Genomic DNA, 26,398 nt, shown 5'->3' with positions numbered 1-26,398 from the left:
ACTAGTCAACCGCCACCTGCTGGCTGGGGCCGGCAAGGTGTACCTTTCTGGTCCCGCCATTGCGTCACCAACTGGTGGTATGCCCACCGAGATAGGCTATCAGGCGTTTAAGGCCGTAGTCCAACCGGGGATAGCATCAGTTCGCCTATGTACTTCACAGGGGCGCTGCCGTAGCTCAAAAACTGCTCGTGAAAACCTTTGAGGCCGAAAGCAGAACCCTGTTTGCGCATTATGGCTTCCCGCAAGGCCACAATTTCCATATATCCCGCGAAGTATGCGCTAAGCTGCCCGGAGGTGAGCGTGGCGCGCAGCCACTTGTTGCGGGCTTCCACTTCTTCTTGAAACCCTTCGCGGCGCAGCATGGCCACCCCGTCGGCTTCGTTCAAGTTGTTCGCCTGAATGCCGCGGTCGAGCAAGGTGTTTAAGGTCACGCGTAGGTTCCACTTGTCCCACATTAACCAGATTTCGTCGGAGTTGCTACCATAGCCGTTTTCCAACATCATGCGCTCGGCGTACACCCCCCAGCCCTCTACCATGGCGACGTTGCCAAAAAGGCTTTTCACCAGCGACGGCGCGCGGTTGGCGTACATGCGCTGGGTATAGTGGCCCGGAATGGCTTCGTGGATGTTGAGGATTTGCAGGGTGTAGTCGTTGTATTCGCGCAGGTAGCTTTCGGCCTGGCCCGGCGTCCACTCGGCTGGAATAGGCTCCACGTTGTAGTAGGTGTCGGCGCTGCGGTCGTAGGGGCCGGGCGACTCCACGCTCGCGGCCGTCCCTCTGCCGCGCATGTACGGCGGCGTTTCGCGCACCACCAGCGGCTTGCTGGGGTCCTGGGTCAGCAGGTTTTTCTCGTTCACAAAGGCTACCAGCGCCGGAATCTGGGCCCGTACGGCGTCGGCTACGCCCTCGCGGGTGGCGTGCTTCCGACTGAGCTGGTCGATGACCGCCGCAATCAGGGTCAGCGTGTCGGCCGGTGCGGGCTGGCCGGGCAGGTATTTGGGGTGAAGCCGGGCAGCCCGGCGGCCCATGTCGTGCAGCAGCGCCGTCTTGTGCTTCAGGGCCTGCTGGTACACCTCGTCGGCGGTAAACCGCGACTGCATGGTGTAGGCAAACTTCTGGTCGAACAGGGCCTTGCCAATGCGGAACGAGCGAAACTTGCCCGCCGCCAGCACGTCGGTTTTCAAAAAGTCCACGTAGCCCTGCATGGCTTGGCGAGTGGCAGCAATGCGGGCCGTGAACGTCTGCTTTTCGGCCGCGCTCAGGCCCGACTTGCGCACCGAGTCGGCCAGAGCCGGGCCCAGCACCGCCAGCCCGCCGGCCAGCTGTTTTATGGCCAGCTCAGTGTGCTCTTTGGTGGGCGTACTGATGTTGGCGCGGGCCGCGGCGTAGTACGCGGCCGCATGACTGATTTTATCGGAAATGTTGCGCAGGCGGCGGTCCAGGCGGTAGTAGCGGCCGTTGAGTAGGGGGGCCACGGCGGCGCCCAGGTTGTAGCTGGCCGGGTTCCACTGCCACTCGCGCAGCGTGTCGGCGGCCCATCGCCGGGCGCGCAGCTCGTTGCGCAGCAGGCGCAGGTCGAGCTGGTTGGCCGGCGAGAGACTACCGACCCGAAAGGAACCCAGTGTGGCCAGGTTGGCTTGGGCAAACTTATCGTCGCGCAGCCGCTGGGCCGCATCGGGAATCACCAGCAGCGAGTCGTACTTGTGGTAGCCTTTTCGAGCCGCCAATTCGGGCTCCAGGCGCCACAGGGCCAGCAGGAACTGATTCTTATAGGCGTCGAACCGGGCATCGGGACTAGGCGCGGCAGTCGCCAGTGCATGGCCGGTGGCCGACAGGGCCAGCAGCCCGCACACGACGGTGCTCAGGCCGTAGCGGAGAAGACGGAAGGGGATTCGCATCCGGAAAGGTAGGCTGATGGCGTTTGTATTCGACCACGTCACACCAATACGGTCTTCCATTCTCGTTTAACTTTTGTACCAAACTTTTAACCAAGGCCGAAGCTGCGAGAGCATCAAAAAGTGTGGGGCAGTGGTGGTCAACCGTCAATCAGCTTACCTTCCGGAGTTAAACTTTTTGGTAAAAGCGATGAGCAAATTGGCCGCCCCTCTCCCTCCTGCCTTGAATATTGCCCGACTGCCCCACACTTTTTGATGCTCTCCATAATTGAAGCCCTGGTAGGTCGGCGCGGAAAGCAGCTTGTAATGGGCCGCGTCGTCGCTGTGGCGGTTGTTTACCTGGATGGCATAGAAGTAGCCGGCCCAAATGATGGCGGTTACGAGGCCCGGCACGGGGTAGCGGGTGCTTTTCACTTCGGCACCGATGGCAATACGGCCGGCGCGGGTTTCAATGGCGGGGAGGTTGGGTAACATGGGGTACTGATTAAGGGGTGGGGCAAAAGCGGCCGGTCTGGTCAGGCCCGGCCGGTGGGCTTAGTCCTCGAACTGGCTATTATGGAGGTCGCCTAGCGCCTCGGCTTCGGCGTCCTGGTAGTCGTCCTCCGGGTAGTCGTGCTGCTCGTCGCCGGGGTGCTCCGGGTATTCCTCGTGGTCCTGGTTATCGTCGGCGTATTCGGGTATCCAGTCGTCCGGCCGATTGATAGCCGGGTTGTTGCCGTTGGCCTCGTGCGCGGCGTCGAGTTGGTCCGACCAGCGGCCCAACTCGTTCTCCTCCGGCACCGCTGCTGCGGCGGCTGGTGCCGGCGTGGGCTTGCGCGGCTCCAACTCGCGGCCGAAGAAATAGCCTAGCGTAATACCTGGGGCCTGTTTTTTGTACCAGTCCGGCATTTCGTCGGGCTGGCAGATAACGCCCAAATACCCGTCCGCGTGGAAATAGGCTTTCACCTCGGCCGGGCCAAAGCCGTTCATGTAGATATGAACGCGAGAACCAATTTCGGGCACCGCAAAATCAGCCGACCAAATCAGGTCGATGGGCAAGCTAAGCCGGGTGGGGTAGCCTATCCACTGCGGGCAAGGGGTCACGGAATTGAGCCACTGCGAGGGGCAAATTTCGGGCTGCTTCGGGGCGGGGGCGGGGGTAATCATCATGGCGGGGGCGGGTAAGTGAGTAGTGGAATAAAGCGGCTCCTGGTACCGGCGCTAAGCGGCCTGGGCTAACTGATGGGAGAAGACACAATGAGCGCGGGGGTGAACCTTGCGGCCGGTGCGCTTGGCGGGCTGCTCCGGCTCGGTCACCAGTCCTAGAAAACCGTCCGCGTGGCAATAGGCCAGCACCTTTACTGCGCCGGGGTGCTCGTCGCGCCGCTGCACCGTGGCCCCAATCGCGGGCACCGGCTGCTTGCCCGACCAATAGAGGCCACCGGGCAAAGCTGTAAGCCGGGGCGCTGCGGTAAAGGCCGGGGTGGGGGTAAGAAGCTGCTGCGCTTTGTCCTCGCGGGCCTGCTGCTGGGCGGCTTTCTTGGCGGCGTGGGCGGCGCGAACGATTACCAGACGGGCGGCGGGGATGCGGCGGGCGGGGCGGGTGGTGCGGATAGCTTTCATAATCGGGGCGGTTGGGGAGGAAATGAGAAGGGAGAAATAGTTGCCTAAAACCAGGGGTTCAAGTCCCACTCGGTCAGCTCGGCGGCGGCGGGGCTGGGGGACTGCTGCGGCTGGTCGTCGGCGGGGTCGTAACGGTCGGCGGCAACTTCTCCGGGGGCAAGTTCAAAAGCGTCGTAAAACATGGCTAAGGGGCTGGTTTTTTGTTCGTTGCTTATACTTCTTAAACGTAGAACGGCCCTACTTAGTTGCACTTTATACAATTATTGTTAGTTATTTATACAAAAATAATCTGTCCGCTTTGTTGTTGGTTGGCCCTTTTTTTCCCTACTGCCCCCTTTTCAGAATAGGAGGCCGGATTGGGCCGATGCGTAGGCTTTGCCCTGGCTCAGCACCACCGCTGCGGCGTGGTGTATGGGTTCGTGGTCCTGCACCCGGAAGAAGTGGCCGGCGTGGTACGGGTCGTAGCAAATCAGCTCGGTGGCCGTGGGCTGCGCGGCCGTGGTAAAGGTGCCGATGGCGTAGGCGTGGACGTTCTTCTGACGCTGGGTAAGCACCCGCTGCCGGCCGCTCTCAGACACTTTGAAGCTGACGCCGCGAAGCTGCACCGTGGCAAGGTGGGCCAGTACTAGCCCGCCGTACTGCACCGAAAACAGGCCGTTTTTCAGGTTGCGGTACACCTTCACCTGATGGCCTTCTAAGTCGATGGTGAGGGGGCGGGGGGCGGGCATGGCGGGACGGTTTGAGGCCTAAGCGTAGGCAAGGGCGCGGCGGCTTAGCTGCTGCTGCTGGCGGGCCTCGCTCACCTGACGGCGGGCCTCGCCTACCTGGCGTATCAGCGCGTCGATGGCATCCTGGGCACTCGCGGCCGTGGCGCTCAGCGGGTCGGGACCAATGGCCGGGCCGGCAACCTTCACGCGGTAGTAAGTCACTTCCCCGCCTCGGCCGCTGCCCTTCTCGAACATCAAAACCGAAACGATAAGAGTAGAAAATGCCTCGCGGGCCTTATTGCGGAAGTTGACAAAATCGCACATAAAACGCTGTTATTCTTGTTGTTTCTTATACTTGTTAAACGTATTTCGACCCCATTTGTTGCATTTTATACAATTATTTTATGTATTTTATGTATATGTAAACAACCAAAAAAGGCCCGTCCTGGATGGGATGGGCCTTGCGGTTGATGGGCGTGATGGTGGCTGCTGGCTTTTTTTCCCCTACTGCCCCTTCCTGTCTGAGTCGTCGGGGGCGGGTAGTATTGCTGTAGTAGAAGCAACCAGCAGGCGCGAATTCAGCAGTAATGCGCTACGCCGCCTCGGGAAGTAATCAGCCGGGGCTACGTGCGGGCGTTTTTTCGCGTGAAGGATAGAAAGGGTTCAGTCCGTAGGACCGGAGGCGCGGCCGTAGCCCTGAATAGCCTGGCCCAAAGGGACACGCCCACGTCGGGCTACAAGTAGCTTCATGCCTTCCCGAATTTTTTATCTGACGGCTGGCCCGGTTGTTTTGGGGCTGGAGCTTTTTTTTCTGCGGGTGCGGCCGGGACTGGTTCGGATGGCGCAGGGCGGTTCATCACCTCGTCCCGAATGAGTTTTACTAACTGGTCCTCGCTCACCCTCAACAACGCCGATAACCCCCAAAGCTCCGAAAGGGTCATGGTTTCCGGCTCTTTGATGCGGCGCTGGGCCGTGCGGTAGTTAATGCCCAACGCCTCGGTAAACTGCAACGTGTTAGTGCCCGTCTGTTTCAGCAGCTCCGCTAGGGTGCTGGCCGTGACGGTTGAGGGCTGGGGCTGAATGGAAATGGCGTGTTCGGTCATGGGGAGGGGTTATTTTTTGCTGCGGTGGGGGAGAACGGGTGTCTGCACGGCCCGGAACGTGGCGCGGGGTTCCTCGCCGGCCGTGAGCTGGGCCATCAGCTCGGCTGCCTAGTCGGGGTCGAGCGGTTCGCGGCTGGGGCCAAAGAAGGTGAAACCATTGAACAAATCCCGGTCGCCCTGGATGAAGTGCACCACAAAATAACTGTCGGCGTCGGGGTACGCATAACGCACCAGCAGAACCAGCGCGGCCGGGTCAACGTCGTACTCGCCGCAAATCTTGGCCGCTAGGGTGTGGGGGCACTGGTTGATGCCGGCGTGGCCGGACTGCGGTAGCTCGGTGGCAATGGCCCACCCGTGGGCCAGGTGTACGACCAGGTCGCACCGGGTGGGATGGTGCTGGGCATCGAAAAAGTGAAACGGCCGGACCTGCTGGGTGCCGGGCATGTCAAGCGGGGTTTCCATAGAAAAAGGGATTGGCAGCAGGAAAGAAAGGGCGCGGGCGTTAGTGAGGGTAGGCAGGATGCGCGGGCGGGCCGGGCTGGGCCTCTTCGCGGGCCAGCGTGGCATTTTCCCACTGTTCGCTTTCGCGCAGGGCCAGTGCCGCCCAACGGCTCACCTGCTGCGGGTCGGTGGCAGTGCCCATCAGCTCCCCGGCCTTGTGCCGGCGCTCGGCGGCAAAGGCGGGATGATTCAGCACGTCGGCAAGCCTGGCCCTGGCGGCGCTCAGCGTCGGCCGGCCGGCAACAAGGGGGGCGGTTGGAAAGGAAAGGGCCATATCCTTACTTTGCAAAATATGCAAAACGTGTTTGTGCTTACTACAATAATACTGCGCGGGTTGTGCGTATGCCAAACGTCCCGGCTGGCGCTGGGCCAACCGGGACGTTGCGGGCATTACTTCATCATCCGGGACTTCATCAGCAGCACCGGCCCGGCTACCACATCGACGGGGAAATACTGGTCGAGCGGGTAGCTCTCGTACCAAAGGGCCGTAGCCAGCGGGTTGATGGGCCGTTCCTTGAACTTGCCTTCGTCATCAAAAACCAAAATCCATTCCTGGTACGGGCCGTGCTGGGGGCGGTGAACGTCGATGAAATCACAATTCAGCGCCTCGTACATCTGGTCGAGCTTAAAGCGCTTGCCCTTGCTGGGCCGGATTTCCTGGGTGCTCCCATCAACGCCTAGCAGCATCGCCCCGCCCTCGGCCGGGAACATCGCCCGGTGCTGGCCGGCGAAGTAGTCAGCGAGTGCGCCCACGCTGGCCACCTGCTGCCCGTTCTCCAACTTGAAAGGGCCGTGCTCATAGGCATGAGTAACAAACCGCTTGCCCGTGGTCCCGCACAAGGCCACAATGCGCGGCGGCTGCTCGGGCTGCACCTGCACAAACAGACGAGGGGGCAATGCCTTCCAAGCGGGCTGGGGGCCAACTTGAATTTGGCTGCTGTGTAAGCTGAACAACAACGGCGCGGCGGCCGTCAGTGTCGAGGAGGGGATTTGCGTGGCGTTTTCCATTACTAAAAAGCTATTAGAGTGTTGGTTGCTTCTTCTTAGTAAACGACTTTGGACTTTCTTTAGTTGCATTTTATACAATTATATTATGTATTAATTACTGTTATACGGGTATAAAAAATCCCTGCCGTTGTGGGTAGGGCGGGGCTGGAATAGACAAGGGAGGGCAGTTCTTTCACGCTGCCCTCCCTCTAACTTCTACCCGTAAGTCGGCGCTGGCCTCTTTCAAGGACGCCCACCGCGTAGCTGCTGGGTTAAAGGTAGCGCCGGCACCGGCCCCACTTTTCCCCGACCGCCCATTTTGGAGTCCTCTCAGAAAACGGAAAATATAGCACGTTAGAGCAGTTTCGGATTTAGTGTACATGATTTAGTTGTAACTTCGGAGATGCAAGCGTATTCACAGGATTTACGGGAGCGCGTAGCCGCCGCCTGCGCCGAACCAGGTGCCAAAATCTGCCAGGTAGCCGCGCGTTTCGCCGTTTCGTTGTCGTTTACTGACAAGCTGTTGCGCCGCCAACGCACGAGCGGCTCGGTGGCCGAGCTGCCCCGCCACCCCGGCCCCGCGCCGCGCCTGGACGCGGCGGGCGACGCGTTGCTGCGCGCCTGTCTCCAGGCGCAGCCCGATGCTACGCTGGCCGAACTGGGCACGGCCCTGGTGGCGGCCGGTGGCCCCGCGTTGCAACGCACGGCCGTCTGGCAGGCGGTGGAACGCCTGGGTTGGGGCCGCAAAAAAAAGGCACGCACGCCACCGAACGCGACACCGAACGCGTCCTAGCCTTGCGCCGCTTGTTTGTGGAAGATGTTCAGGAAGAAGATTTTACCCGGTTCGTCTTCGTGGACGAGACCAGCACCAACCTGACGTATTGCCGCCGCTACGGCCGCGCCCCGGCCGGTCAGCGCCTGGACCAAGCCGTGCCGCTGCACGGCGGCCCAAACGTGACGCTTATCGCCGCCCTGACCCCGGACGGGCTTGGGGCCTTGCTCAGCGTGAATGGGGCCGTCAACGGCGACGTGTTTGCCGTCTACCTCGACCAAGTGCTGGGCCCCACCCTGCGGCCGGGCGATGTCGTGGTCCTCGACAACTTGTCGGTGCACAAGGTGGAGGGCCTGCAAGACATCGTGCGAAAATATGGAGCCCGCCTGCGCTACCTGCCGCCTTATTCGCCGGATTTCAACCCCATTGAGTTGGCTTTCAGCAAACTCAAGACGTGGCTGCGCACGGCCCAGGCACGCACCCCCGACTTGCTGGAGCAGGCCATTGAAGCAGCTGCCGCGTGGATAACCGAACAGGATGCGAAAAACTGGTTTGACCATTGCGGATATCATGTACAGTAACCCCGAAAACGCCCTAAGGCTCAGGAAACGACCTTTGAAGCCGTGATTTTACGTGTTGCAGCCGACGACCAGTTACAGTATATAAAAGGGCCTTCTCGGCTTATTCAAATCACCGTTTGAGTGAACTTGATGGTTTTTTTAGCCAGGATATTCCACACTTGGCTTTTCCACTTTCTTTGCGGCGTGAATACCTGTTACTGCCCTTTTTCCTCTACCATGAAAGTTATTTGGTTTCCGGCTTTGGTGTTGCTTCTGGGTGCGGGGCTCCCGTCTTGTCAGGGCGACTTACCCCCCCCAATCCCTCCCCAAACCGGGGGTAGACCCCTGCACACTGCCGGCGAGTGCCAAGTATTACTTCACGGTAGCCAATGAAGTGGACACCCGGTACTTTTCCAGCGACACCATCTTCGCCGGCGGCCTCATGGGCACCGTGCGCCTGCTGGCCCCGCCCGTATACCGCTCGGTGGTGTGGCAAGTAGGCAGCGACCCGCGGACGTACACCACCAACCCCTTCAAGCTGAATTTTCCCACCGCCGTGGGCACCGTGCGCATCCGCTTAGTGGGCACGCGTCCCGTCGACGCCTGCCGCCCGGGGGACCGGGGGGTAGACACCCTAACGCAGCTCCTGACGGTAGTGCCGTTTAACTACCGGCACCCCCACGCGGCCGTGGAGGGGCGCTTTGCCGGCGCTACGACGGCCGCGCCGCTCGATACGTTCACCGTGCGCATCTTCACTCGGTTGGTCCCGCTCACGCCGAGCGACACGAGCAATTACGTGCTGAACGTCTACAACCTGAACAAAGGGTGCCCGGGCTTGGACATGAACGTCATTCCGGGCTACCGCGCCCTGGTGTTCAACCAAACCCGGGGCGACGCGCAGTGCCACGGCGTTTACGGCGCGGCGGCGGTCGATTCGACCGACCGCAACATTCTGCGCATCCGCTACCGCGAACAGGTCACCCCCGGCCAACCGGCATACGTCGACCGCGAATTTATTGGGCGTCGGGTACGGTAAGCACCCTTTTTTATTCGCTCGTAATTCTGAACCGAGCGCGTTTACGGGCCCACCGTTTGGCTAAACTGATTGGACCAGTAGCAGAGACTGCTCTGCTGCCGTGCGGTAAGACGTGGTCTAGTACCATGTTTCCTTTCGTTCCACTTGCTAATTCTTGCCGAGTTGGCTGCCATCAGTTGGATAAGAGTCGACACGTCACCCTCCTGCAAATAGAGAATAGTTTGTAGCTTGGAGGCTCACTTTTTAACCAATACCCATGGCGCAACGAGTAATTACCGAAGTCATCAGCCTGGCTTCTACCAGCCTGACTACTGAAGCGGCCTATACTACTTCTTTCGAGAACAAACCAACGGGCGATACAGCCAATGCGCTGAAAGAGGGATGGATAATCAAGCAGATTTCTACGTGCATTGAAAGCGGCTATCACTGCTCAACCTTTGTTTTGGAGAAGCCAGACTAGAAAACGGCTACGGCTTGCAAACGGCCACGGCTTGCTCTGCTTGGAATAGCGACCGTTTTCGTGAACGGCTAGTCATTAGCACTGCTGTGGCGGAGTCTGCCTTGCCAGTTTCGCCTGCGCCGTGCTGCTGGCTGGTTAGACGCCGTCGGCAAACTCCATCAGGTTGAATAGCTGCTCGGCCAGCGCGCGATTGCGCTTCGCTTTCACGCCAAGTGGGCTCGTGTCCAAGTCCAGCGTGGAAAAATACTGATACCACGGGGACGCATCCAGCCGCTCACGCTCCCCTTTCCGTTCGGCCGGCGACAAGCCCCTAACCCATCGGCTATAAGCTGGCTTCACTTGCCTTGCTCTGGCCTGCAACGCGGGGCCTTTCCGCCGCAGCAAGGCCACCGCCTGGGCGTCGGAGAGGGCCGTGGCCTGCTGCAGCAAGTGGGCAATATCGGTAGCCACTTGCGAATAAGCCAAGGAAGGGGAGGCCGGTTGAATGATGACTGCCGGGGCGGCCTGCTGCCCCTGAACAGGGGGCTGGATGACCGCGACGCCGAGCAGCGCGCAAAGGAGAAACGAAAACTTCATGGGCCAATAATAGGGAGGAGCGTCGGCATACGTACCCCGGCCCCTCACTTCGGCTATCGGCGTTCGCATGAACTGCTTTATCGGATGAACGGCGCGCGTTTATCTTCCGACCGTTTCAGTGAACCGAAGCGGGCAAGCCCATCTGCACGGCACTAGGCCGTAATTCATCCGTGTCTTCTTAGCGCGGACTGGCTAGGTTGCCCTTTTGTTTTTTGTGCACAACAGAGGCGAAGATGAGCAAGACCGCGCCCCCAACGCCCAGCCCCAGCCCCAGCTTCGCCAAGGAGTCGTTGCGGCCGGAATAGTAGCCCATCATGAAGATTCCGGCCAAGGCCAAGAGCATGCTTAAGGTGGCAACAAAGTAGAAGGAGCGGGATGGGTTTTTCATAGGGATTCGCAGTCGGTGGTATCGTGGGAACAAAAAGGTGCCGAGGCCATGGGTTTCTTCTGGCAAATCTGGCATTCGGACGAGCCTTACAAGATACCTGGTTTCGGGTATTTTTTGAAGCGCTGTCGGCCAGCCAAAGGTCAAATAAACACTCCTTATGGTAAACGGCAGAACTCAGCCCTGCACCTGGTGGCCAACTTGGGGTGGTCTAGTTAAGCAGGAGAGAATTGGGTGATATTGTTAAGTTGTTGTTGGTGAAATTGATAAGGCTTCATATAGCCAATGCTGGAGTGACGGCGCTCATGGTTATAGTAGTCAAAATAGTCGGCCACGCTGGCTTGCGCATCGGCCAGGTCCGTAAAAACGGGCCAGTCCCGGGCTTCGAGCTCCTCGGTTTTGAGGCGCGACCACAGGCTTTCGGCTTGGGCATTGTCGTAACACTCGCCGCGTCGGCTGTGGGAGAGCTGGGCCTGGGCATCGCGCAGCAGGGCCTTGTAGGCGTTGGCCACGTATTGCCCGCCCCGGTCGGAATGGACAATCAGGCCGGGGGTGGGCCGCTGAGCCAGTAGAGCCCGCTGCAAGGCGCTGGTAACCAGCACTTCGCTCATATCGGCCCGCACCTGCCAACCCACCACGTGCTTGGTGCACACGTCCTGAAAGGCGCACAGGTAGGCCCAGGTCCCGTTGGCCAGCGGCAGGTAGGTGATGTCGCTCACCCACACCCGGTTGGCTTGCGTGGGACGGGGCTGATTAAGCAGCAAATTGGGGGCGCAGCGCTGCCCGTGGGTCGAATCGGTCGTGCGCGGGACGAACGACTTGGGCTGCAAGGCTTTCCGCCCGTGGCGGCGCAGTCCCGTGCGCAGGGCCTGGCGGCCCACCCGGTGGCCTTTTTCCCGCAACTCGACCTGCAAGCGGCGCGTGCCGTAGCGGCGTTTATGGAGGTCAAAAACCGCCACCATTTCCGTTTCCCAGGCGGGCTCTTGCTTCCCCACTGCCCCATTCGCCTGCGCCACCCGCCAGGCGTAGTAGCGGCTGGAAACGACCCCGAGCACCTGACAGAGCTGCTGGACAGGATAACAAGTGCGTTGCTGGTCAATGAATTGCAGCATACTCATTGGGCCGGGGAATGTGAAAAGATGGCGATGGCTTTTTTTAAAATATCGAGCTCCTGCGTCAGCCGTTTATTGGCCGTGCGCAGCGCCCGTACTTCGGCGGCCTCGGCCGGGTCGGCGGGCAAGGGCGCCTGGGCCGCTTTCTGCCAGGCATAAATCCGCTTGGCATCAATATTCAGGGCGCGGGCGGCGGCCAGCGTGGAGCGGCTTTCGCTGGCCAACCGCAGCGCTTCGGCGCGAAAGGCCGCATCATAACGCGGCCGTTTTGTAGGAGGGGCTTTTTCCATGGGTTTGGGAAGTTACCACCTAATTCTCTCCTATTTTACCCGACCACCCCAAACTGGCCCTAATTAAGCTGGACTAGTTTAAGAAACTCGTCTACGATTCCTCGTTTACGAAACGCGCCGAGGAGATGAGTTTCGTAGACTGCTCCAAAGTAGCGGAATGGGGCCTTCCGTCTCCTCGGGGAATGGCGCCGGGGAGGGCGAGCAACGCCGATACGCGAACAGGGGCGTTCCTCCATCGTTGCCGGCCCCGCCAACCCCGTGGACGCCGGGATTTTGCCGGCAGACAACTGCTCCGGCTCTTTGGTTAGCGGGTAGGACGGGTCGTATATTTGTTGGAATTATTCAATTTCAACTATATACTGGACATCGGCAGCAACTGCTTGCGTCTTGGCCTTCTCCCCCGGACCTGGCCCGTCTGCAAGCTGCATGATGCACCCTTACGTTTTGGCCGCCCGTGCGGCCCACGTTACCCGGCTGGCCCTGCTGGGCGGTTTCCTCACGCTGCTAGCGTGGCTGCTGCCGGGCACGGCCGGGGCGCAGGTGTACGATTTCACGGCGGCCATCAGTTTCAACCCCGACGGTATCTACGGCACCTCGACCGGCCGTGCCACGGCCACTGACGCGGCGGGCAACCAGTACGTGACGGGGGAATTTACGGGCACCATCGTGCTGGGAAGCGCCACGTTGGTTTCGGCGGGGGGCACCGACGTGTTTGTGGCCAAGCGCAGCGCCAGTACCGGCGCCTGGCTCTGGGCCGTGAAGGCCGGCGGCACCAGCGGCGACATTGGCCAAGGCATTGCGGTGGACGCCAGCGGCAACGCCCTGGTCACGGGCTACTTCCAGGGCACGGCCAGCTTCGCCACCAGCCCGACGGCCACCGGTCTGACCTCGGCGGGCAACACCGACGTGTTCGTGGCCCGGTTTGGGGCCGCCGACGGGGCCTGCGCCTGGGCCGTGCGCGCCGGCGGCACCAGCGGCGACGTTGGCCAAGGCATCGCGGCCGACGGCAGCGGCAACGCCTTGGTCACGGGCTACTTCCAGGGCACGGCCAGCTTCGCCACCAGCCCGACGGCCACCAGCCTGGCCGCGGCCGGCGGCCAGGACGTGTTCGTGGCCCGGTTTGGGGCCGCCGACGGGGCCTGCGCCTGGGCCGTGCGCGCCGGCGGCACCAGCGGCGACGTTGGCCAAGGCATCGCGGTGGACGCCAGCGGCAACGCCCTGGTCACGGGCTACTTCCAGGGCACGGCCAGCTTCGCCACCAGCCCGACGGTCACCAGCCTGGCCGCGGCCGGCAGCCCCGACGTGTTCGTGGCCCGGTTTGGGGCCGCCGACGGGGCCTGCGCCTGGGCCGTGAAGGCCGGCGGCACCAGCAACGACGTTGGCCAAGGCATCGCGGTGGACGCCGGCGGCAACGCCCTGGTCACGGGCTCCTTCTTCGGCACGGCCAGCTTCGCCACCAGCCCGACGGCCACCAGCCTGGCCGCGGCCGGCGTCCAGGACGTGTTCGTGGCCCGGTTTGGGGCCGCCGACGGGGCCTGCGCCTGGGCCGTGCGCGCCGGCGGCACCAGCGGCGACGTTGGCCAAGGCATCGCGGTGGACGCCAGCGGCAACGCCCTGGTCACGGGCTCCTTCCAGGGCACGGCCAGCTTCGCCACCAGCCCGACGGCCACCAGCCTGGCCACGGCCGGCGGCCAGGACGTGTTCGTGGCCCGGTTTGGGGCCGCCGACGGGGCCTGCGCCTGGGCCGTGAAAGCCGGCGGCACCGGCATTGACGTTGGCTACGGCATCGCGGCCGACGCCAGCGGCAACGCCCTGGTCACGGGCTCCTACACCGGCACGGCCAGCTTCGCCGGGGTAGGCGATGCTATTGCCCCCAGCACAGGGCTGTTTGCCGCCCGGCTGGCCGGTAGCACGGGCGCCTGGCAACCCCCGGCGCTGGCCAACAATGGCAGCACCTCGACCGGCCGTGCCACGGCCACCGACGCGGCGGGCAACCAGTACGTGACGGGGGAATTTACGGGCACCATCGTGCTGGGAAGCGCCACGTTGGTTTCGGCGGGGGGCACCGACGTGTTTGTGGCCAAGCGCAGCGCCAGCACCGGCGCCTGGCTCTGGGCCGTGCGCGCCGGCGGCACCAGCAACGACGTTGGCCAAGGCATCGCGGTGGACGCCAGCGGCAACGCCCTGGTCACGGGCTCCTTCTTCGGCACGGCCAGCTTCGCCACCAGCCCGACGGCTACCGGTCTGACCTCGGCGGGCAACACCGACGTGTTCGTGGCCAAGTTTGGAGCCGCCGACGGGGCCTGCGCCTGGGCCGTACGGGCCGGCGGCACCTTAAATGACGTAGGGTATGGCATCGCGGCCGACGGCAGCGGCAACGCCCTGGTCACGGGCTCCTTCACGGGCACGGTCAGCTTCGCTACCAGCCCCACGGCCACCAGTTTGGTGTCGGCAGGCGGCATCGACGTGTTCGTGGCCAAGTTCGGGGCCAGCACCGGGGCCTGCGCCTGGGCCGTGCAGGCCGGTGGCGGCAGCGCCGACACTGGCTACGGCATCGCGGCCGATGGCAGCGGCAATGCCCTGGTCACGGGCTACATCGTGGGCGGGGTCAGCTTCGCCACCAGCCCCACGGCCACCAATCTGAACACAGTGAGCGGCAGCAGCGACGTATTCGTGGCCAAGTTTGGGACCACCGACGGGGCCTGCGCCTGGGCCGTACGGGCCGGCGGCACCAGCACCGACATTGGCCAAAGCATCGCGGTAGACGGAGGGGGAAACGCCCTAATCACGGGCTACTTCGACGGCACCACTAGCTTTGCCACCAGCCCCACGGCCACCAGCCTGACCACGGCGGGCAGCACCGAGGTATTTGTGGCCAAGTTTGGAGCCAGCGCCGGAGCCTGCGCCTGGGCCGTACGCGCGGGCGGCACCGGCGCTGATATTGGCTACGGCATCGCGGTGGACGCCAGCGGCAATGCCCTGGTCACGGGCTCCTTCAACGCCACGGCCAGCTTCGCCACCAGCCCCACGGCCACTAGTCTGGTGTCGGCGGGCAGCAGCAGCGACGTGTTTGTGGCTCGGTTCGGGGCCACCGACGGGGCCTGCGCCTGGGCCGTGCGCGCCGGCGGCACCAGCGGCGACGTTGGCCAAGGCATCGCGGTGGACGCCAGCGGCAACACCCTGGTCACGGGCTCCTTCACAAGCATGGCGGCGTTTGGCAGCGCCTCGCTGGTCGGGGGGGCTGGCGTCGCGACCGGCTTTGCCGTGCGGGTAAGTCCCGTGCCTGCGCCCGCCATCATCAGCTTTTCGCCCACCAGCGGCGTGGCCGGCACTCCCGTCACCCTCACCGGCACCAACCTCACCGGCGCCATGAGTGTGACGGTGAACGGCGTGGCCGTGACGCCTGCCAACGTCACCGCCGCCACCCTCACCTTCGTGGTGCCGGCCGGGGCCAGCGCCACCCAAAGCATCACCGTGACCACGCCCAGCGGCACCAGCGCCGCCAGCACGGCCTTCACCGTGCGCCTGACCGTAGTGGCCACGGGCACCAGCCCGGCCGCCAACGCCCTGACGGCCCCGGTGGCCAGCTCGGCCCTGGCCGTGGGCTTCACCGAGCCGGTCACGGCCGCCTCGGCGGCCACGATTAAAGTCTTCTCGGCCCAGGCCGGCGGCCTCAAGGCCGGCACCGTGACCAGCAGCGGCAGCACCGCCCGCTACACCAGCAGCCTGGGCGCGGCCCTGCGCGACTTCCGCGCCGGCGAAACGTTGAGCGTAACCGTGCCAGCCACCGTGCAGGGCGCGGGCGGGCTGGCCCTCACGGCCCCCTCCGTGTACCAGTTCACCACGGCCACCGCCGCCAGCCCCGGCACCTTCGCCGGCCGCACCGACTTCGGCGCGGGCACCCAGCCCTACGGCGTGGCCCTGGGCGACGTGAGCGGCGACGGCATCCTAGACATGGCGGTGGTGAACGACGCCAGCGCCAGCGCCTCGGTGCTGCTGGGCACCGGCACGGGCAGCTTCGGCCCCAAAACCGACTACGCTACCGGCACCAACCCCGAGGTGGTGGTGCTCGGCGACGTGAACGGCGACGGCAAGCTGGATATCGTGACGGCCAACTTCGGCACCAGCAACGTCTCGGTGCTGCTGAACAGTGGCACGGGCAGTTTCGGTGCCCACACGGACTTTGCCACCGGCACCCAGACCCGCTCGGTGGCGCTGGGCGACGTGAACGGCGACGGTGCTCTGGACATTGTAACGGCCAACTACGGCAGCGCCAACGTTTCGGTGCTGCTGGGCACGGGCACGGGCAGCTTCGGCCCCCACGCCGACTACGCCGCCGGCACCAGCCCGGCGGGCATCACGCTGGGCGACGTGAACAACGACGGCAATCTGGACCTGGTGGTGGCCAACATTGGCAGCAGCAACATTACGGTGCTGCTGGGCACCGGCACGGGCACCTTCGGCACCCGTACCGACTACGCCACCGGGCTGAATCCCGTGGGCGTGGCCCTGGGCGACGTGAACAACGACGGCAAGCTGGACATCGCCGTAGCCAACTTCGGCACCAACGCTAATTCGGCCTCGGTACTGCTGAACACGGGCTCGGGCGCCTTCGCGGCCCGCACCGACTACGCCACCGGCACCCTGCCCATCTCCGTGGCCCTGGGCGACGTGAACGGCGATGGCAAGCTGGACCTGGCCACGGCCAACGTGACCGGTGGCAGTGCCTCGGTGCTGCTGGGCACGGGCACGGGCAGCTTCGGCCCCCACGCCGATTATACCACCGGCACCAGCCCGGCGAGCGTGGCGCTGGCCGACCTAAACGGCGATGGCACGCTGGACCTGGCTACGGCCAACACCGGGGCCACCACCGCCTCGGTGCTGCTGGGCCTGGCACCGCCCGCCCTCACGGCCGTGGCCCCCAACCCCGGCGGGCTGGGCCAGAGCATCACCCTTACCGGCACCAACCTGAACAGCCCCACGGCCCTTACCATCAACGGGGCCAACGCCCTGGGCACCATCATCAGCAACACCGGCAACGTGCTGGTGGTGCGCGTGCCCGTGACGGCCACCGCTACCGGCAACGTGAGCATTACCACGGCCGGCGGCTCGGCCAGTTTGGCCTTTACCGTGATGGCGCCCCCCGGCAACGCCCTGGCGTTTGATGGCGTGGACGACTACCTGGCCCTGCCCGCCAGCACCCCCGTGCCCCTGGGCAACGCCGCCTACACCGTGGAAGCGTGGATAAACGCCAACTCCATGAACCTGGGCAGCATCATCGGCTGGGGCAACTACGGCACCACCAACCAAGCCAACGGCCTGAGCCTGTACCCCACGGGCCTCATCAACTACTGGTGGGCCAACGACCTGCAAAAAACCACGCCCAACCTAGTAGGCCGCTGGCACCACGTGGCCGCCACCTACAACGGCACCACCCGCACCATCTACCTCGACGGCGTAGCCCTGGGTTCCGACGTGCCGGGCGTGCACGCCGTGCCCAACGCCCAGAACCTGCGCATTGGCTCGAACAGCAACGGCGCCTTCACCTACCTCAACGGCCGCCTCGACGAGGTGCGCGTGTACTCCGTGGCCCTGACCCCCGCCCAGCTGCGGGCCGACATGACGAGCACCACGGCCGCCGTGCCCGCCAGCCTGGTGCTGTACTACAACTTCGACCAGGGTACGCCCGCCACGGCCAGCACCGGCGACAACACCGGTCTGACCACGCTCTACGACCTGAGCAACAACGCCACGCCCGGCACGCTCACCAACTTCGCCCTGGCCAGCGGCAACACCACGAGCAACTACGTGCAGAGCTACGCCCTGGTGGTGCCCACGGCCACGGTGTCCACCGCCCGCAGCGCCACGGGCTTCACCGCCAACTGGACGGCCCCGGCCATCGGCACGGCCACGAGCTACCTGCTCGACGTGTCGACCACGCCCGACTTCGCGTCGCCCATCGCCGGCTCGCCTTTCGCCACCACGGCCACCAGCTACGCCCTCACGGGCCTGAACCCGAGCAGCCCGTACTTCTACCGCGTGCGCGCCCTCAACAGCGCCCTGTCCCCGGCCGACCAGGGGGCCTACTCCAGCGTCATCGGCCAGGCCACCCCGCTGCCCGTGGAGCTGAGCGCCTTCACGGCCACGGCCGAGGGCAGGGCCGCCGTGCGCCTGGTATGGGCCACGGCCTCGGAGAAGAACAGCGCCCGCTTCGAGGTGGAGCGCAGCACCGACGGCCGCACGTTTGCCGCCATCGGCGCGGTGGCAGCGGCCGGTAGCAGCACGGCCTTGCGCAGTTACGAGCTGCTGGATGCCACGCTGCCCGCCAGCACCGCCACCCTCTACTACCGCCTGAAGCAAGTGGACCAGGACGGCAGTTTCAGCTACTCGCCCGTGCGCACGGTGGCGGTGGCGGGCGTAGCGGCCGGCCTGGGCCTGTACCCCAACCCGACCCACGGCAGCGGGGCCACGCTCACGGGCGCGGTGCCCGGCACCATGGTCACGGTATTCGACGCCTTGGGCCGCGTGGTGGCTTCAGCAACGGCTGATGCCGCGGGCAGGGCCACGCTGGCGCTGCCGGCCGGGCTGCCCATGGGGGTTTACGTGGTGCGCGCCGGTACCAAAGCCCTGCGCCTGACGGTCGAGTAACCCGAGCGGTTCTCGCTCGGTCCCAACCGGGGCCACGCAAAAAAGCCCTCCTCCGTTGGAGGAGGGCTTTTTTGCGTGCAGCTGATGCGCCGGCGGCCGGCCGTGGGCGGGCGGCCAGTGAGCAGGCCGTTCAACGGGCCGCCGCGAGTCCCATCGCCGATAGAGCGGCGGTAACACCCCGTCGCCGGAGTTTACGAAACTCATCCCATCGGCGTGTTTCGTAAACTATGAATCGTAGACGAGTTTCTTAAACTCACCCCGTGCTGCAGGGGCCAATTAGCACTTAGTGGGGTGTTGTTAAACAAATAGGGGGAAACCTCCGACTTGACAGCCAAACTGCTTAAATGCCACCGATAAGGCATAACTGCGTCGTAAGAGTAGCGAAAAACGATGCTTTTACACGCTCCTTAAGGTTATCGGCAGGGAATAGCGAAAACGAACGTTAAGGCTATCGTTTTGCCCGCGTTTCGAGTAACACATTGTTCATCAAAGCACTAATCGTTGGAAATGCGTGGTTGTGCCGACAAGTCGGAGGTTTTGCCCTATTTGTTTAACAACACCCTACGTGGAGCAGAACAGCGGCTTCATCGTGGACTACTCCGAGCGCCATAACTACGGCGAACGGGTGTCTACGGGCTTTGTGGAGTCGGCGGTGAACCAAGTGCTGGCCAAGCGAATGGTGAAGCGGCAACAAATGCAGTGGACTAAAAAAGGGGCGCACCTGCTTGTGCAGGCCCGCACGAAGGTGCTCAACGAGGAATGGGAAGACTGTTTTCGGCAGCAGTATCCCGGCTTCCGGTCAGTGCCAGCAGAACCGATGCAGATGGCCGCCTAACCCCATTGCCCCACACTTTTTGATGCTCTCCATTTTAGTTCTGCCGGGCCTGGCGCTTGGTCGGCGTCCAGTCCAGCCACGTCCGTTCGGTTTGGCAGCAAGTACACTGCATCTGCAACTCGGTGGCCAGCGGGTAAACCTCCAAAACTTCGGCGTGGGCGTGTAGGGTGTCCTCGTTGCACGTCGCGCAAGCCAGCAGCTCCGTACCGGCTAGTTGCTCCTCTAGGAATGTCAGCTCGTCGTTTTCCATGGGAAGGTGGGTGTATTAAAATGAGGGTTTACCGCTCAATGCCGCCGCTGCAACCGATGCTCGGACCGCTGCGCTCCTGACCGGGGGGCGACATTTCGAGCACTTTGGATGAACTACGCAACTCGTCCATGAACTTGTTCCCGCTCAGGCTGGGCACCTTCTCGGCGGCATCCATCGCCTTCTTAAAGTTTTCCGCGTTGCCGCCAACAATGGCCGGGCTGCGCTCTACAAATTTGGCCACCTCGCGCAAGCTAGCACCGGCTAAGCCCTGGCCGTTTGCCTCTAGCTCCTTGGCCACCTCGCGGGCGGCTTTGGCAAAGACGGGCTGCGCTTCCTCGTGGGTCTTAACGACCTGGGCGGCGGGATGAGCGGGCTTTTCCTGCACCGATGCGGCCGGCTGTTTCTGCTGCTGCGGGGCCACTATCTCCTTGCCCTCGGCCAACTGCATGACCTGCATCGAGGCGACTTTTAACCGCTTCCCATCGGCTATATCGAGCGGGGTATCTTTCAAGCCGGGGTGCTTGATAATCTTATCCGCAGCCAACTGCATTTCATTAATGCCTGGTCCATTTAGCACTTTGGGGTCGAGGTTCACAGACTCTATCCGCTGGGCCAGCTGTACCCCCTGCTCCCGGTTGCCTGGCCCTGGCATATTGGCAATAATGTTGGCGGAACGGTATCCCGTAACCTCCAGCTCCCGCCGCGCATCCATCGCCCGCATGGCCGGGCTCAGCTCCGGGGTCCGGGCCGGGGCCTGGCTGGGGTCGCGCAACTTCTCGGCTTCAACTCCAGGCGTGGGCGTGATGACTTGCTTAAACATGTCTTTCAGCGGCTGCAAGTTCTTCCCGGCCTCGGCCGGGGGGTACTGGCGCACGATGGCCAGGTCCCGGCTGCGGTTCAGAATCTCCGGGCTGGCCCGGTTAAAATCCACGTCGTAGCCGGCCGCCTTTCCAAGTTGGGTAAAGGTGGCCTGCATCGTCCGGCCGTTCCCGTCGCGGAAAGCGTGGGTGTGGTTGTACTGGTCGAGGTAGTAAGCGGCCCGCTCGGCAAATTTGTCCGGCGCTAGTCCTTTCAGGTTGTTCTCCTTGTTGAGCTGCGCGCCGATGGCATTCAGTCGCTCTGGCACTTCCTTGTGGGGCGCGTAGGTCATGGTTTCCTTGAAGCCGGTCACTTTGGTGTCCTTGTGGCCCTGAAACTCGCGGTCCGCCCGTGTTTCGCCGGCCCACTGGTACACGCCGCTGAATAGCCGCTCGTGAACCTGTTTCAAGTGCGCCTGGTCGTACTGCCCGCCCTGGATGCCGCCCGCCCGGTTGAGCTGCGTCAAGCGCGGGAGCGAAGATTCCGTTTCGGCCTGGGCCAGTTGGTCCTTGTCGGTGATGCCAAGCTTGTTCAGCCGAACGCCGTTCTCGTCGCTGAACCTGTCGTTGAGCACTGCCATTACCGGACCGCTTCAACAGGTGCCTCGCTGCTGGCTTTGGGGGCGTAGCGGGCCAGTAGCATGGCGTCGGTTTCTTCAATGGCTTGCTCAATGGTCAGCTCCCCATCCACGAATCGCTGCATGATGGCCAAGCTCTCCGGGCCGGGGGCCGGGCCGTTGCTCATCAGCGTGGCAATGGCATTGTTGCTGTCGTGCTCCCGCTGCTGGCGGGCGGCAAGCTGCTCCGCGTCGAGGCCGGCCGGAGCGGGCGCAAAGAAGGTCTTGTTCATGACTTTTGGGTGTAGAAATGGATACTACTACAACGAAAAAACGGCCTGAAAAGTCGTTTTCAAGCCGTTTTGAGCCTTACTTTTAGTTCCTACTGCTAAGGCGTTTACCAGGGAGCCTAAAAGTTTATTCTGCTTCGGCTACCGTTCGATGCCCCCCCCCTCGCGGCCGGGTGCGTCGCGCTGCGGGGTGCTGGCGGCGGCTCCGGGCCGCTCGTGCATCGGCTGCGCTAAGGCTTTGCTGGAAGTACGCAGCTCGGCTACCTGGGCACTGCCGACGAGGGCCGGCACCTGGTCAGCAGCCACGGCGGCGTTTTCTACCCGTGCCACGTTCGCCCCCCCGACGTAAGCCGTGCGCGCTACCACGCTGGCCACCGCCTGCAACTCGGCGGCGGCCTGGGCATCGGATGCCCGGCCCGTCCCGCTCAGCCCGGCCGCGACGTAGGCGGCGGCGGCACTGAAACGCTCCTGGGGCGTAGCCGCCGCGACCTGCGCGTCGGTCTGCTGCTGCTGCTCTACCTGCCGGATATGGTTTTTGATGTCCGCTACCCACTGCGGTAGCTCCGGGGCTTCCTGAACAATCCTGCCCTGCTCAATAGTCAGCAAGGGCTTGAGGTTGTGCGCTAGGCTCGGCCCGGTATTGTCAAGGAGAGTAACCTTGTCGGGCACCTGGTAATGGTCCCGGACGGTGGCCAGTCCCCCCTTGAAGCGTTCCTCAACTTGCTTATCGGAGATGTTGTGTCCGCCGTTGGCTACCCGCGCCGCTACCCGCCTTTTGCAGTCCTGGGCCGATTCCAGACTAACGTAGATTACTTCGACGCGGTAGCCGGCCTCCTGGTAGCGGGTAACGGTATTGAGGTTACTGGCCTTGTAGAAGTTGTTTTCCGTGGCGAACGTCGCCCGTTCGTGCATCAGCTCCTCTACCCGCCGCCCGGCCTCGATACCGGCCCGGCCCTGGCTGTAAGTCGGGTTCTCTTTCTGAATCACGTCCGCGTTTACCTGCGGGTATTCCTTGCTGCTGGCCTCGTATATAGAAGATTTGCCGGCCCCATTGGGACCGGCAAACATATAAATTACTGGTTTGGGCGGCTCTTGCTCCATCAACCTGGTGCTTACCTGGTGCTTACCTAGTGCGCGGCTAGCACGGGCTGCGGGAAGCGGTAGGGCGTTGCCTCGACGACGAGGGCGTCTGCCGGGGCCACCGGCACCCCGTGCACCGAAAGCAGGGTGAGGGTTTTATCATCTGCGCTGACCTCAAAAATCTCCTCCGTGGCCGGGTATTCCCGTACCGTGCGCTTCTGCGCGTCTTTGTACACGATGTACGAGTGATTGCGCCGGGCCGTGCCGCGCACAACGTCATCGAAGCGGGCCTGAAATTCCGGGCTTTGGACGGTTTCACCGATGTTGGCTAGGGAGTTCATGGGAGGGGAATTAAGTGGAAAGACTGCTTACACCTACTACAAAAAATACTTGTAAAAAGTGCAGTTTTTTACGGTTTATGGGTGCTTGCCTTGGTAAAAATACGCTTATTGACTGGCTCCGGCTAATGTGTTGGGGTGTTCCTTAATCGCATCCATTACCTGCTGCCGGACCAGTAGGAAATTATCCATCACCGCCTTGGAAAGCGCGGCCTCCGCGTCGTCGCCGGGACCGCCAAAGGTTACCATCGGATGCAAGGGAAACCGCTCCCCGGTGGCGTCGTTGCGCGAAATAGTACCCTGAAAAAAGGTGCTGCCGGTTTCCACCGTCTGCCCGATAAATTCCCCCTGCTGCAAGCCGATGGCATCCTGCACCCGAACCAGGCTGCGCTCCTGGTAGCTGGTGCTCTGATTGGTGGAATTGTTGCGGGCTCCCCTCCCCTGACTGGTGCCGGTGCTGGTGCTCGTCATTTCCTTTTCCTCCCGGCCCACCATTTCCGAAATGAACTTGGCCGTTTCCAGCGAGTTCACCTTGCCGAAAAACTGGTTGTTCAGGTTTGATACCATGACCTGCATTTTCTCCTTGCCGTAGGCATCCGTCATTTGGGCTAAGTCCTGCGTCATGTACACCATCGCCACCTTGTTGCTCCGGGCCGTGGCCGGTATCACTTCGAGGCCGGGCACATAGATAGTCGCGGCTTCATCCAGGAAAACGTAGCTGCGGTGCTTGTTCTGCTGGTTCATCAGCTTTAGGGCTACCGTGATAACGCAGCTCACCACGGGCGAGAAGGTTTCCTTTAGCGTCGGGTCGTTGCCGATACAGAGCAGCTTGGGGTTTTTCTTGTTGTTCAAATCCAACGAAAACCCCTCCCCTGCCGCCTCGTTTGGGGTCAGCACCCACACAATTTCCGGGCTGTTAATCCGGGTCAGCGTGACCTGCAAGGTGCCGAGTACCGCGCCCACCTGCTTATCGGCTTTGGTCTGGACCGCTGAAATAATGCTGCGTACCTGGTCGCCGCACTCTGTATCGGTTTCCAGCATACTCAGGACATGGGTGTACTCCCGGTACATGGCCGTAGCTACGACGTGGGGAATGGTGCAATACCGGGGGTAGTGCTTCTTATAAAACCAGATGATGCCAGTTAGGTAAGCCACCGCGCTAATGTCGAAGAACTCCATCTTGCGGATGCTGGACGGGTTCAGGTTGTTGATGATGGCCCGGCTATACTCCTCGGCAAACGCTACTACCGGCATATCAGCGGCGCGTAACGGGTTCACCTTCTCGCTGCGGGTCAGGTCGCGGAAATTGATAATGTGGAGCTGCACCGGCTTTTCTTCCTCTGGCTGCTGCTCGGGCTGAAACAGCTTGGCGCTCACCTTCGCTTGGAGCTGGCCCGCTGCACTGGCCGCGTACTTGTCTTTCTTCTCTTTCTCAGCCATGTGCTGACGCTCGGCCAGCACCAGTGCTTTTTGCAACGCCTCGGCCAAAACCGGGAATTTGAAGTCGTACACCAGACCGGCGAAATTCTTATAGGCAAACTGCTCAATCAGCGGCTCCCCTATCGAGTAGGTCTTGCCCGCGCCGGCTCCCCCGAGTACCAATGTGCCCCGGAAGGGGTTGGCTATCGTTATCCATCCCCCGTCAGCGGTCGGGAAGTAGATGGCGTCCGGGGTTTCCACCTTCTTGCGCTCGGTGCTCAAGCCGAAGGCCGGCTTTTTGGTCGTGGCCCAAAGCAGACCGACCAACCCACCACTGGCCAGCACGGCGACGGCGGACCCTGGATAGCCAAACTCAATAAAGCCCGTCGAGTAGCCGCCCATGCTCAGCAGCACATACCCGGCAATCAGAAAGACTAGCCCGCTCAGGCCCGCTACGATGCGGAGCGCCTGCGGGTCGATGGCGCGTCGCTTGGCCTGGCCGGGCTTGTCCTGGGGGGCTTTCTGGATGAATACCAACGCCAACCCGGCCAGCAGCAGCAGTGCCCGCAGGTATACGCCGAACGGGCCGTAGAACCTGGCCACCTTCAGTAAAAACTTATTGCCTATCCCACTGCCGGCGTTGGCTAGGGCGTCGGTTCCGGTCTTAGCTTTAACTAGTCCCTGGTCGGTGGCTTTGGTCAGCTCCACCGCGCCCTTTGCCGCCCCCTCCCCTACTACCGGGGCCGCTGCTTCCTGGGCCTTCCTAATCCGCTCCTGGCGCTTCTGCTCGGCAATGCGCGCCATTGTCGCGGCCAGCCGTTGCTTGGGAGTCAGGTTCTCGGCCGGTGCCGCGCTGGGCGCTGCACCGGGTACCAAGCTCGTCGCCTCGCGCTGTGCCTTCTGCTGGGCTAACTGCGTGGTGCGTTGGGCAAGGCGGGCCTGGGCTATCTCGGGGCCGTGCATCAGCACGTAATAATCGCCGCCGATGATGGCCAGCAGAACCAGGCCGAAAATCAGCCCGGCGTTCTGCATTCCGGCCGCGGGCCGGGGTGCTGAATTGGTCATGTGGAAAGGGAACTGTGGGGAAGGTATTAACAGTAGTGGGCTGCTTTGCCCTACATTTCAATGTCAAGCTCGGCGCTCCTGCGCCCTTTTTTCTCGGCTATGTTCTCGGTCTGCTCGTCGCGGCCAGTGTTCGACCTCACCGCATGCTGCACCGCCTGTAACACGGTGCTGGCGAACCGCTGCGGCTCCGCCCGCTCCTTGCCCGTGCTCAGCAAATGGTAAGCGTTGTCAATGGGGGAGCCCGACTTCGACCGCTCCTCAACCCGGCTCAGCATCCGGTAAAAGGTCTTATCGTACTGCCGGCCCTCGGCTATCTGCTGCACCCGCGCCGGGTCTAGCCGCTGCTCCTTGCCCACCCGGCCGTTTATGCCCCCAACCCGCTCGGCAATCTTGACCGCTCGGGCGGCGTCGCGGCTGGCGTCGCGCTGCTTCGGCCGTAGCTTTTCGTGGGCCTGCGCGGTATAGCCGAACTGCTTTTCAAACTGCTTGCCCGCTCCGGCCTGCCACTTCATCAGGTCAAAGCGGTTGCGCCGCCCTGCTGGGTTCAGGCTGATTTTCTGGCCGGCATCGCGGGCGCTTACAATAACGTGAACGTGGGTCTGCAAGCCGGGCCGCTGGTCGCCGGTCTTGGCATTGCCGGCCGCTACCTCCGGGTCCGTGCCCCGATAGCTGCGCTCCTGGTGGACGGTAGCTCCCCAAACAATATCCTCGCTGCCAAGCTGCTTCCCATCCTTTAGCTGGAAGTTGGCCGCGTACTGCTCCATCACCTTGCGGGTGTAGTCTTTCAGCTTGTCCTCGTCGTTGTCGATGTGGGCCAACTCGGCCTCGCTAGGGCTTAGCACCAACGAGTAAAACTTGGCATCCTCGGCCCGCAAGCCCTTCACGTTGGAATCAATATCAGCCATCAGCTCGGCCGCGCTCAGCCCGTCCTCCTCCGAGTTAAAAAACGCGGCTTCCTGCCCGTCTTTGCCGGCCTCCGGCTTCAAATAATTTAGCGTCTGCGCGCTCCTCCCGCTGTTGTTGTAGGCCGCTTGGCCGTGCGTTGCGGGGTTAATTAGTTTGACGTACATACG

General features: G+C 62.7%; 27 protein-coding genes and 1 pseudogene. 6 read left to right on the top strand and 22 right to left on the bottom strand.

The features are described 5' to 3' along the window. Nucleotides 1–107: 107 nt before the first annotated feature. The 11 genes from ABD819_RS13430 to ABD819_RS13380 all read right to left on the bottom strand — a co-directional run bounded on the left by ABD819_RS13430 (nucleotide 108) and on the right by ABD819_RS13380 (nucleotide 6,816). Entirely contained in the window at nucleotides 108–1,898 is a 1,791-nt protein-coding gene (locus ABD819_RS13430) for a DUF885 domain-containing protein (protein WP_345125162.1), read from the bottom strand. Nucleotides 1,899–2,051: 153 nt separating this feature from the next. Continuing rightward, nucleotides 2,052–2,369 carry a hypothetical protein gene (locus ABD819_RS13425; RefSeq protein WP_345125160.1) on the bottom strand — a complete coding sequence of 106 codons (318 nt, stop codon included), beginning with the start codon at nucleotides 2,367–2,369 and terminating at the stop codon, nucleotides 2,052–2,054. A gap of 60 nt (nucleotides 2,370–2,429) precedes the next feature. Beyond that, the gene (locus ABD819_RS13420; RefSeq protein WP_345125157.1) at nucleotides 2,430–3,044 is read right to left on the bottom strand and encodes a hypothetical protein; all 615 of its coding nucleotides are present in this window, start codon (nucleotides 3,042–3,044) and stop codon (nucleotides 2,430–2,432) included. Between the two features lie 51 nt (nucleotides 3,045–3,095). Further along, nucleotides 3,096–3,497 (bottom strand): hypothetical protein, encoded by a 402-nt coding sequence (locus tag ABD819_RS13415; protein ID WP_345125155.1) that lies wholly within the window; start codon nucleotides 3,495–3,497, stop codon nucleotides 3,096–3,098. A gap of 44 nt (nucleotides 3,498–3,541) precedes the next feature. Further along, nucleotides 3,542–3,679: a hypothetical protein gene (locus ABD819_RS13410; RefSeq protein WP_345125154.1), complete on the bottom strand. Its 138-nt coding sequence runs from the start codon at nucleotides 3,677–3,679 to the stop codon at nucleotides 3,542–3,544. A 156-nt stretch (nucleotides 3,680–3,835) separates the two neighbouring features. Further along, nucleotides 3,836–4,225, bottom strand: a complete 390-nt coding sequence (locus ABD819_RS13405) for a hypothetical protein (RefSeq protein ID WP_345125153.1) — start codon at nucleotides 4,223–4,225, stop codon at nucleotides 3,836–3,838. An 18-nt stretch (nucleotides 4,226–4,243) separates the two neighbouring features. Next, nucleotides 4,244–4,528 (bottom strand): hypothetical protein, encoded by a 285-nt coding sequence (locus tag ABD819_RS13400; protein WP_345125150.1) that lies wholly within the window; start codon nucleotides 4,526–4,528, stop codon nucleotides 4,244–4,246. A 422-nt stretch (nucleotides 4,529–4,950) separates the two neighbouring features. Further along, nucleotides 4,951–5,307 carry a hypothetical protein gene (locus ABD819_RS13395; protein WP_345125148.1) on the bottom strand — a complete coding sequence of 119 codons (357 nt, stop codon included), beginning with the start codon at nucleotides 5,305–5,307 and terminating at the stop codon, nucleotides 4,951–4,953. A 108-nt stretch (nucleotides 5,308–5,415) separates the two neighbouring features. Next, a complete protein-coding gene (locus tag ABD819_RS13390) occupies nucleotides 5,416–5,769 on the bottom strand; it encodes a hypothetical protein (protein ID WP_345125147.1) in 354 nt (117 codons plus the stop codon). A 40-nt stretch (nucleotides 5,770–5,809) separates the two neighbouring features. Then, on the bottom strand, nucleotides 5,810–6,082 hold the full coding sequence (locus ABD819_RS13385; RefSeq protein WP_345125145.1) for a hypothetical protein: 273 nt from the start codon (nucleotides 6,080–6,082) through the stop codon (nucleotides 5,810–5,812). A 116-nt stretch (nucleotides 6,083–6,198) separates the two neighbouring features. Then, the gene (locus tag ABD819_RS13380) at nucleotides 6,199–6,816 is read right to left on the bottom strand and encodes a DUF3846 domain-containing protein (RefSeq protein ID WP_345125143.1); all 618 of its coding nucleotides are present in this window, start codon (nucleotides 6,814–6,816) and stop codon (nucleotides 6,199–6,201) included. Nucleotides 6,817–7,198: 382 nt separating this feature from the next. Between ABD819_RS13380 and ABD819_RS13375 the strand changes: the two genes are divergently transcribed. From ABD819_RS13375 to ABD819_RS13360, 4 genes are all read left to right on the top strand, one after another. Further along, nucleotides 7,199–7,588: a hypothetical protein gene (locus tag ABD819_RS13375; RefSeq protein WP_345125140.1), complete on the top strand. Its 390-nt coding sequence runs from the start codon at nucleotides 7,199–7,201 to the stop codon at nucleotides 7,586–7,588. Then, nucleotides 7,531–8,148, top strand: a complete 618-nt coding sequence (locus ABD819_RS13370) for an IS630 family transposase (protein WP_345125138.1) — start codon at nucleotides 7,531–7,533, stop codon at nucleotides 8,146–8,148. Before ABD819_RS13375 ends, ABD819_RS13370 begins: the two co-directional genes overlap by 58 nt. A gap of 373 nt (nucleotides 8,149–8,521) precedes the next feature. Next, on the top strand, nucleotides 8,522–9,163 hold the full coding sequence (locus tag ABD819_RS13365) for a hypothetical protein (protein ID WP_345125134.1): 642 nt from the start codon (nucleotides 8,522–8,524) through the stop codon (nucleotides 9,161–9,163). Nucleotides 9,164–9,419: 256 nt separating this feature from the next. After that, nucleotides 9,420–9,623 carry a hypothetical protein gene (locus tag ABD819_RS13360; protein ID WP_345125131.1) on the top strand — a complete coding sequence of 68 codons (204 nt, stop codon included), beginning with the start codon at nucleotides 9,420–9,422 and terminating at the stop codon, nucleotides 9,621–9,623. A 135-nt stretch (nucleotides 9,624–9,758) separates the two neighbouring features. Here ABD819_RS13360 and ABD819_RS13355 read toward each other — a convergent pair whose 3' ends face one another. The 4 genes from ABD819_RS13355 to ABD819_RS13340 all read right to left on the bottom strand — a co-directional run bounded on the left by ABD819_RS13355 (nucleotide 9,759) and on the right by ABD819_RS13340 (nucleotide 11,986). Beyond that, complete coding sequence (locus ABD819_RS13355) at nucleotides 9,759–10,199, bottom strand: hypothetical protein (protein WP_345125130.1); 441 nt, start codon at nucleotides 10,197–10,199, stop codon at nucleotides 9,759–9,761. A 178-nt stretch (nucleotides 10,200–10,377) separates the two neighbouring features. Further along, the gene (locus ABD819_RS13350; RefSeq protein WP_345125128.1) at nucleotides 10,378–10,587 is read right to left on the bottom strand and encodes a hypothetical protein; all 210 of its coding nucleotides are present in this window, start codon (nucleotides 10,585–10,587) and stop codon (nucleotides 10,378–10,380) included. 212 nt (nucleotides 10,588–10,799) lie between these two features. Continuing rightward, on the bottom strand, nucleotides 10,800–11,702 hold the full coding sequence (locus ABD819_RS13345; RefSeq protein ID WP_345125125.1) for an IS3 family transposase: 903 nt from the start codon (nucleotides 11,700–11,702) through the stop codon (nucleotides 10,800–10,802). Further along, the gene (locus ABD819_RS13340) at nucleotides 11,699–11,986 is read right to left on the bottom strand and encodes a transposase (RefSeq protein ID WP_345125124.1); all 288 of its coding nucleotides are present in this window, start codon (nucleotides 11,984–11,986) and stop codon (nucleotides 11,699–11,701) included. The genes ABD819_RS13345 and ABD819_RS13340 overlap by 4 nt, the downstream gene beginning before the upstream one ends. 426 nt (nucleotides 11,987–12,412) lie before the next feature. On the opposite strand from ABD819_RS13340, the gene ABD819_RS13335 reads away from it, so the two are divergent. Beyond that, nucleotides 12,413–18,634 carry an FG-GAP-like repeat-containing protein gene (locus tag ABD819_RS13335; RefSeq protein WP_345125123.1) on the top strand — a complete coding sequence of 2,074 codons (6,222 nt, stop codon included), beginning with the start codon at nucleotides 12,413–12,415 and terminating at the stop codon, nucleotides 18,632–18,634. Nucleotides 18,635–19,196: 562 nt separating this feature from the next. Continuing rightward, nucleotides 19,197–19,469: pseudogene (locus ABD819_RS13330) on the top strand (ISKra4 family transposase); the annotation flags it as partial. Between the two features lie 34 nt (nucleotides 19,470–19,503). Here ABD819_RS13330 and ABD819_RS13325 read toward each other — a convergent pair. The 7 genes from ABD819_RS13325 to ABD819_RS13295 all read right to left on the bottom strand — a co-directional run bounded on the left by ABD819_RS13325 (nucleotide 19,504) and on the right by ABD819_RS13295 (nucleotide 26,395). Continuing rightward, the gene (locus ABD819_RS13325; protein WP_345125122.1) at nucleotides 19,504–19,719 is read right to left on the bottom strand and encodes a hypothetical protein; all 216 of its coding nucleotides are present in this window, start codon (nucleotides 19,717–19,719) and stop codon (nucleotides 19,504–19,506) included. 28 nt (nucleotides 19,720–19,747) lie between these two features. Continuing rightward, nucleotides 19,748–21,157, bottom strand: a complete 1,410-nt coding sequence (locus ABD819_RS13320) for a Fic/DOC family protein (RefSeq protein ID WP_345125120.1) — start codon at nucleotides 21,155–21,157, stop codon at nucleotides 19,748–19,750. After that, nucleotides 21,157–21,426 carry an antitoxin VbhA family protein gene (locus tag ABD819_RS13315; RefSeq protein WP_345125119.1) on the bottom strand — a complete coding sequence of 90 codons (270 nt, stop codon included), beginning with the start codon at nucleotides 21,424–21,426 and terminating at the stop codon, nucleotides 21,157–21,159. Before ABD819_RS13315 ends, ABD819_RS13320 begins: the two co-directional genes overlap by 1 nt. Nucleotides 21,427–21,564: 138 nt before the next feature. After that, nucleotides 21,565–22,524, bottom strand: a complete 960-nt coding sequence (locus ABD819_RS13310) for an ATPase (protein ID WP_345125118.1) — start codon at nucleotides 22,522–22,524, stop codon at nucleotides 21,565–21,567. A gap of 26 nt (nucleotides 22,525–22,550) precedes the next feature. Continuing rightward, nucleotides 22,551–22,844: a hypothetical protein gene (locus tag ABD819_RS13305; protein WP_345125117.1), complete on the bottom strand. Its 294-nt coding sequence runs from the start codon at nucleotides 22,842–22,844 to the stop codon at nucleotides 22,551–22,553. 105 nt (nucleotides 22,845–22,949) lie between these two features. Further along, nucleotides 22,950–25,325 (bottom strand): TraM recognition domain-containing protein, encoded by a 2,376-nt coding sequence (locus ABD819_RS13300; RefSeq protein WP_345125116.1) that lies wholly within the window; start codon nucleotides 25,323–25,325, stop codon nucleotides 22,950–22,952. A gap of 50 nt (nucleotides 25,326–25,375) precedes the next feature. Beyond that, entirely contained in the window at nucleotides 25,376–26,395 is a 1,020-nt protein-coding gene (locus ABD819_RS13295) for a DUF5712 family protein (protein ID WP_345125115.1), read from the bottom strand. Nucleotides 26,396–26,398: the final 3 nt, after the last annotated feature.

The sequence above is a fragment of the Hymenobacter antarcticus genome (assembly GCF_039539545.1).
Classification (GTDB): Bacteria; Bacteroidota; Bacteroidia; order Cytophagales; family Hymenobacteraceae; genus Hymenobacter; species Hymenobacter antarcticus.
This window is presented reverse-complemented; position numbering and strand designations above follow the sequence as displayed.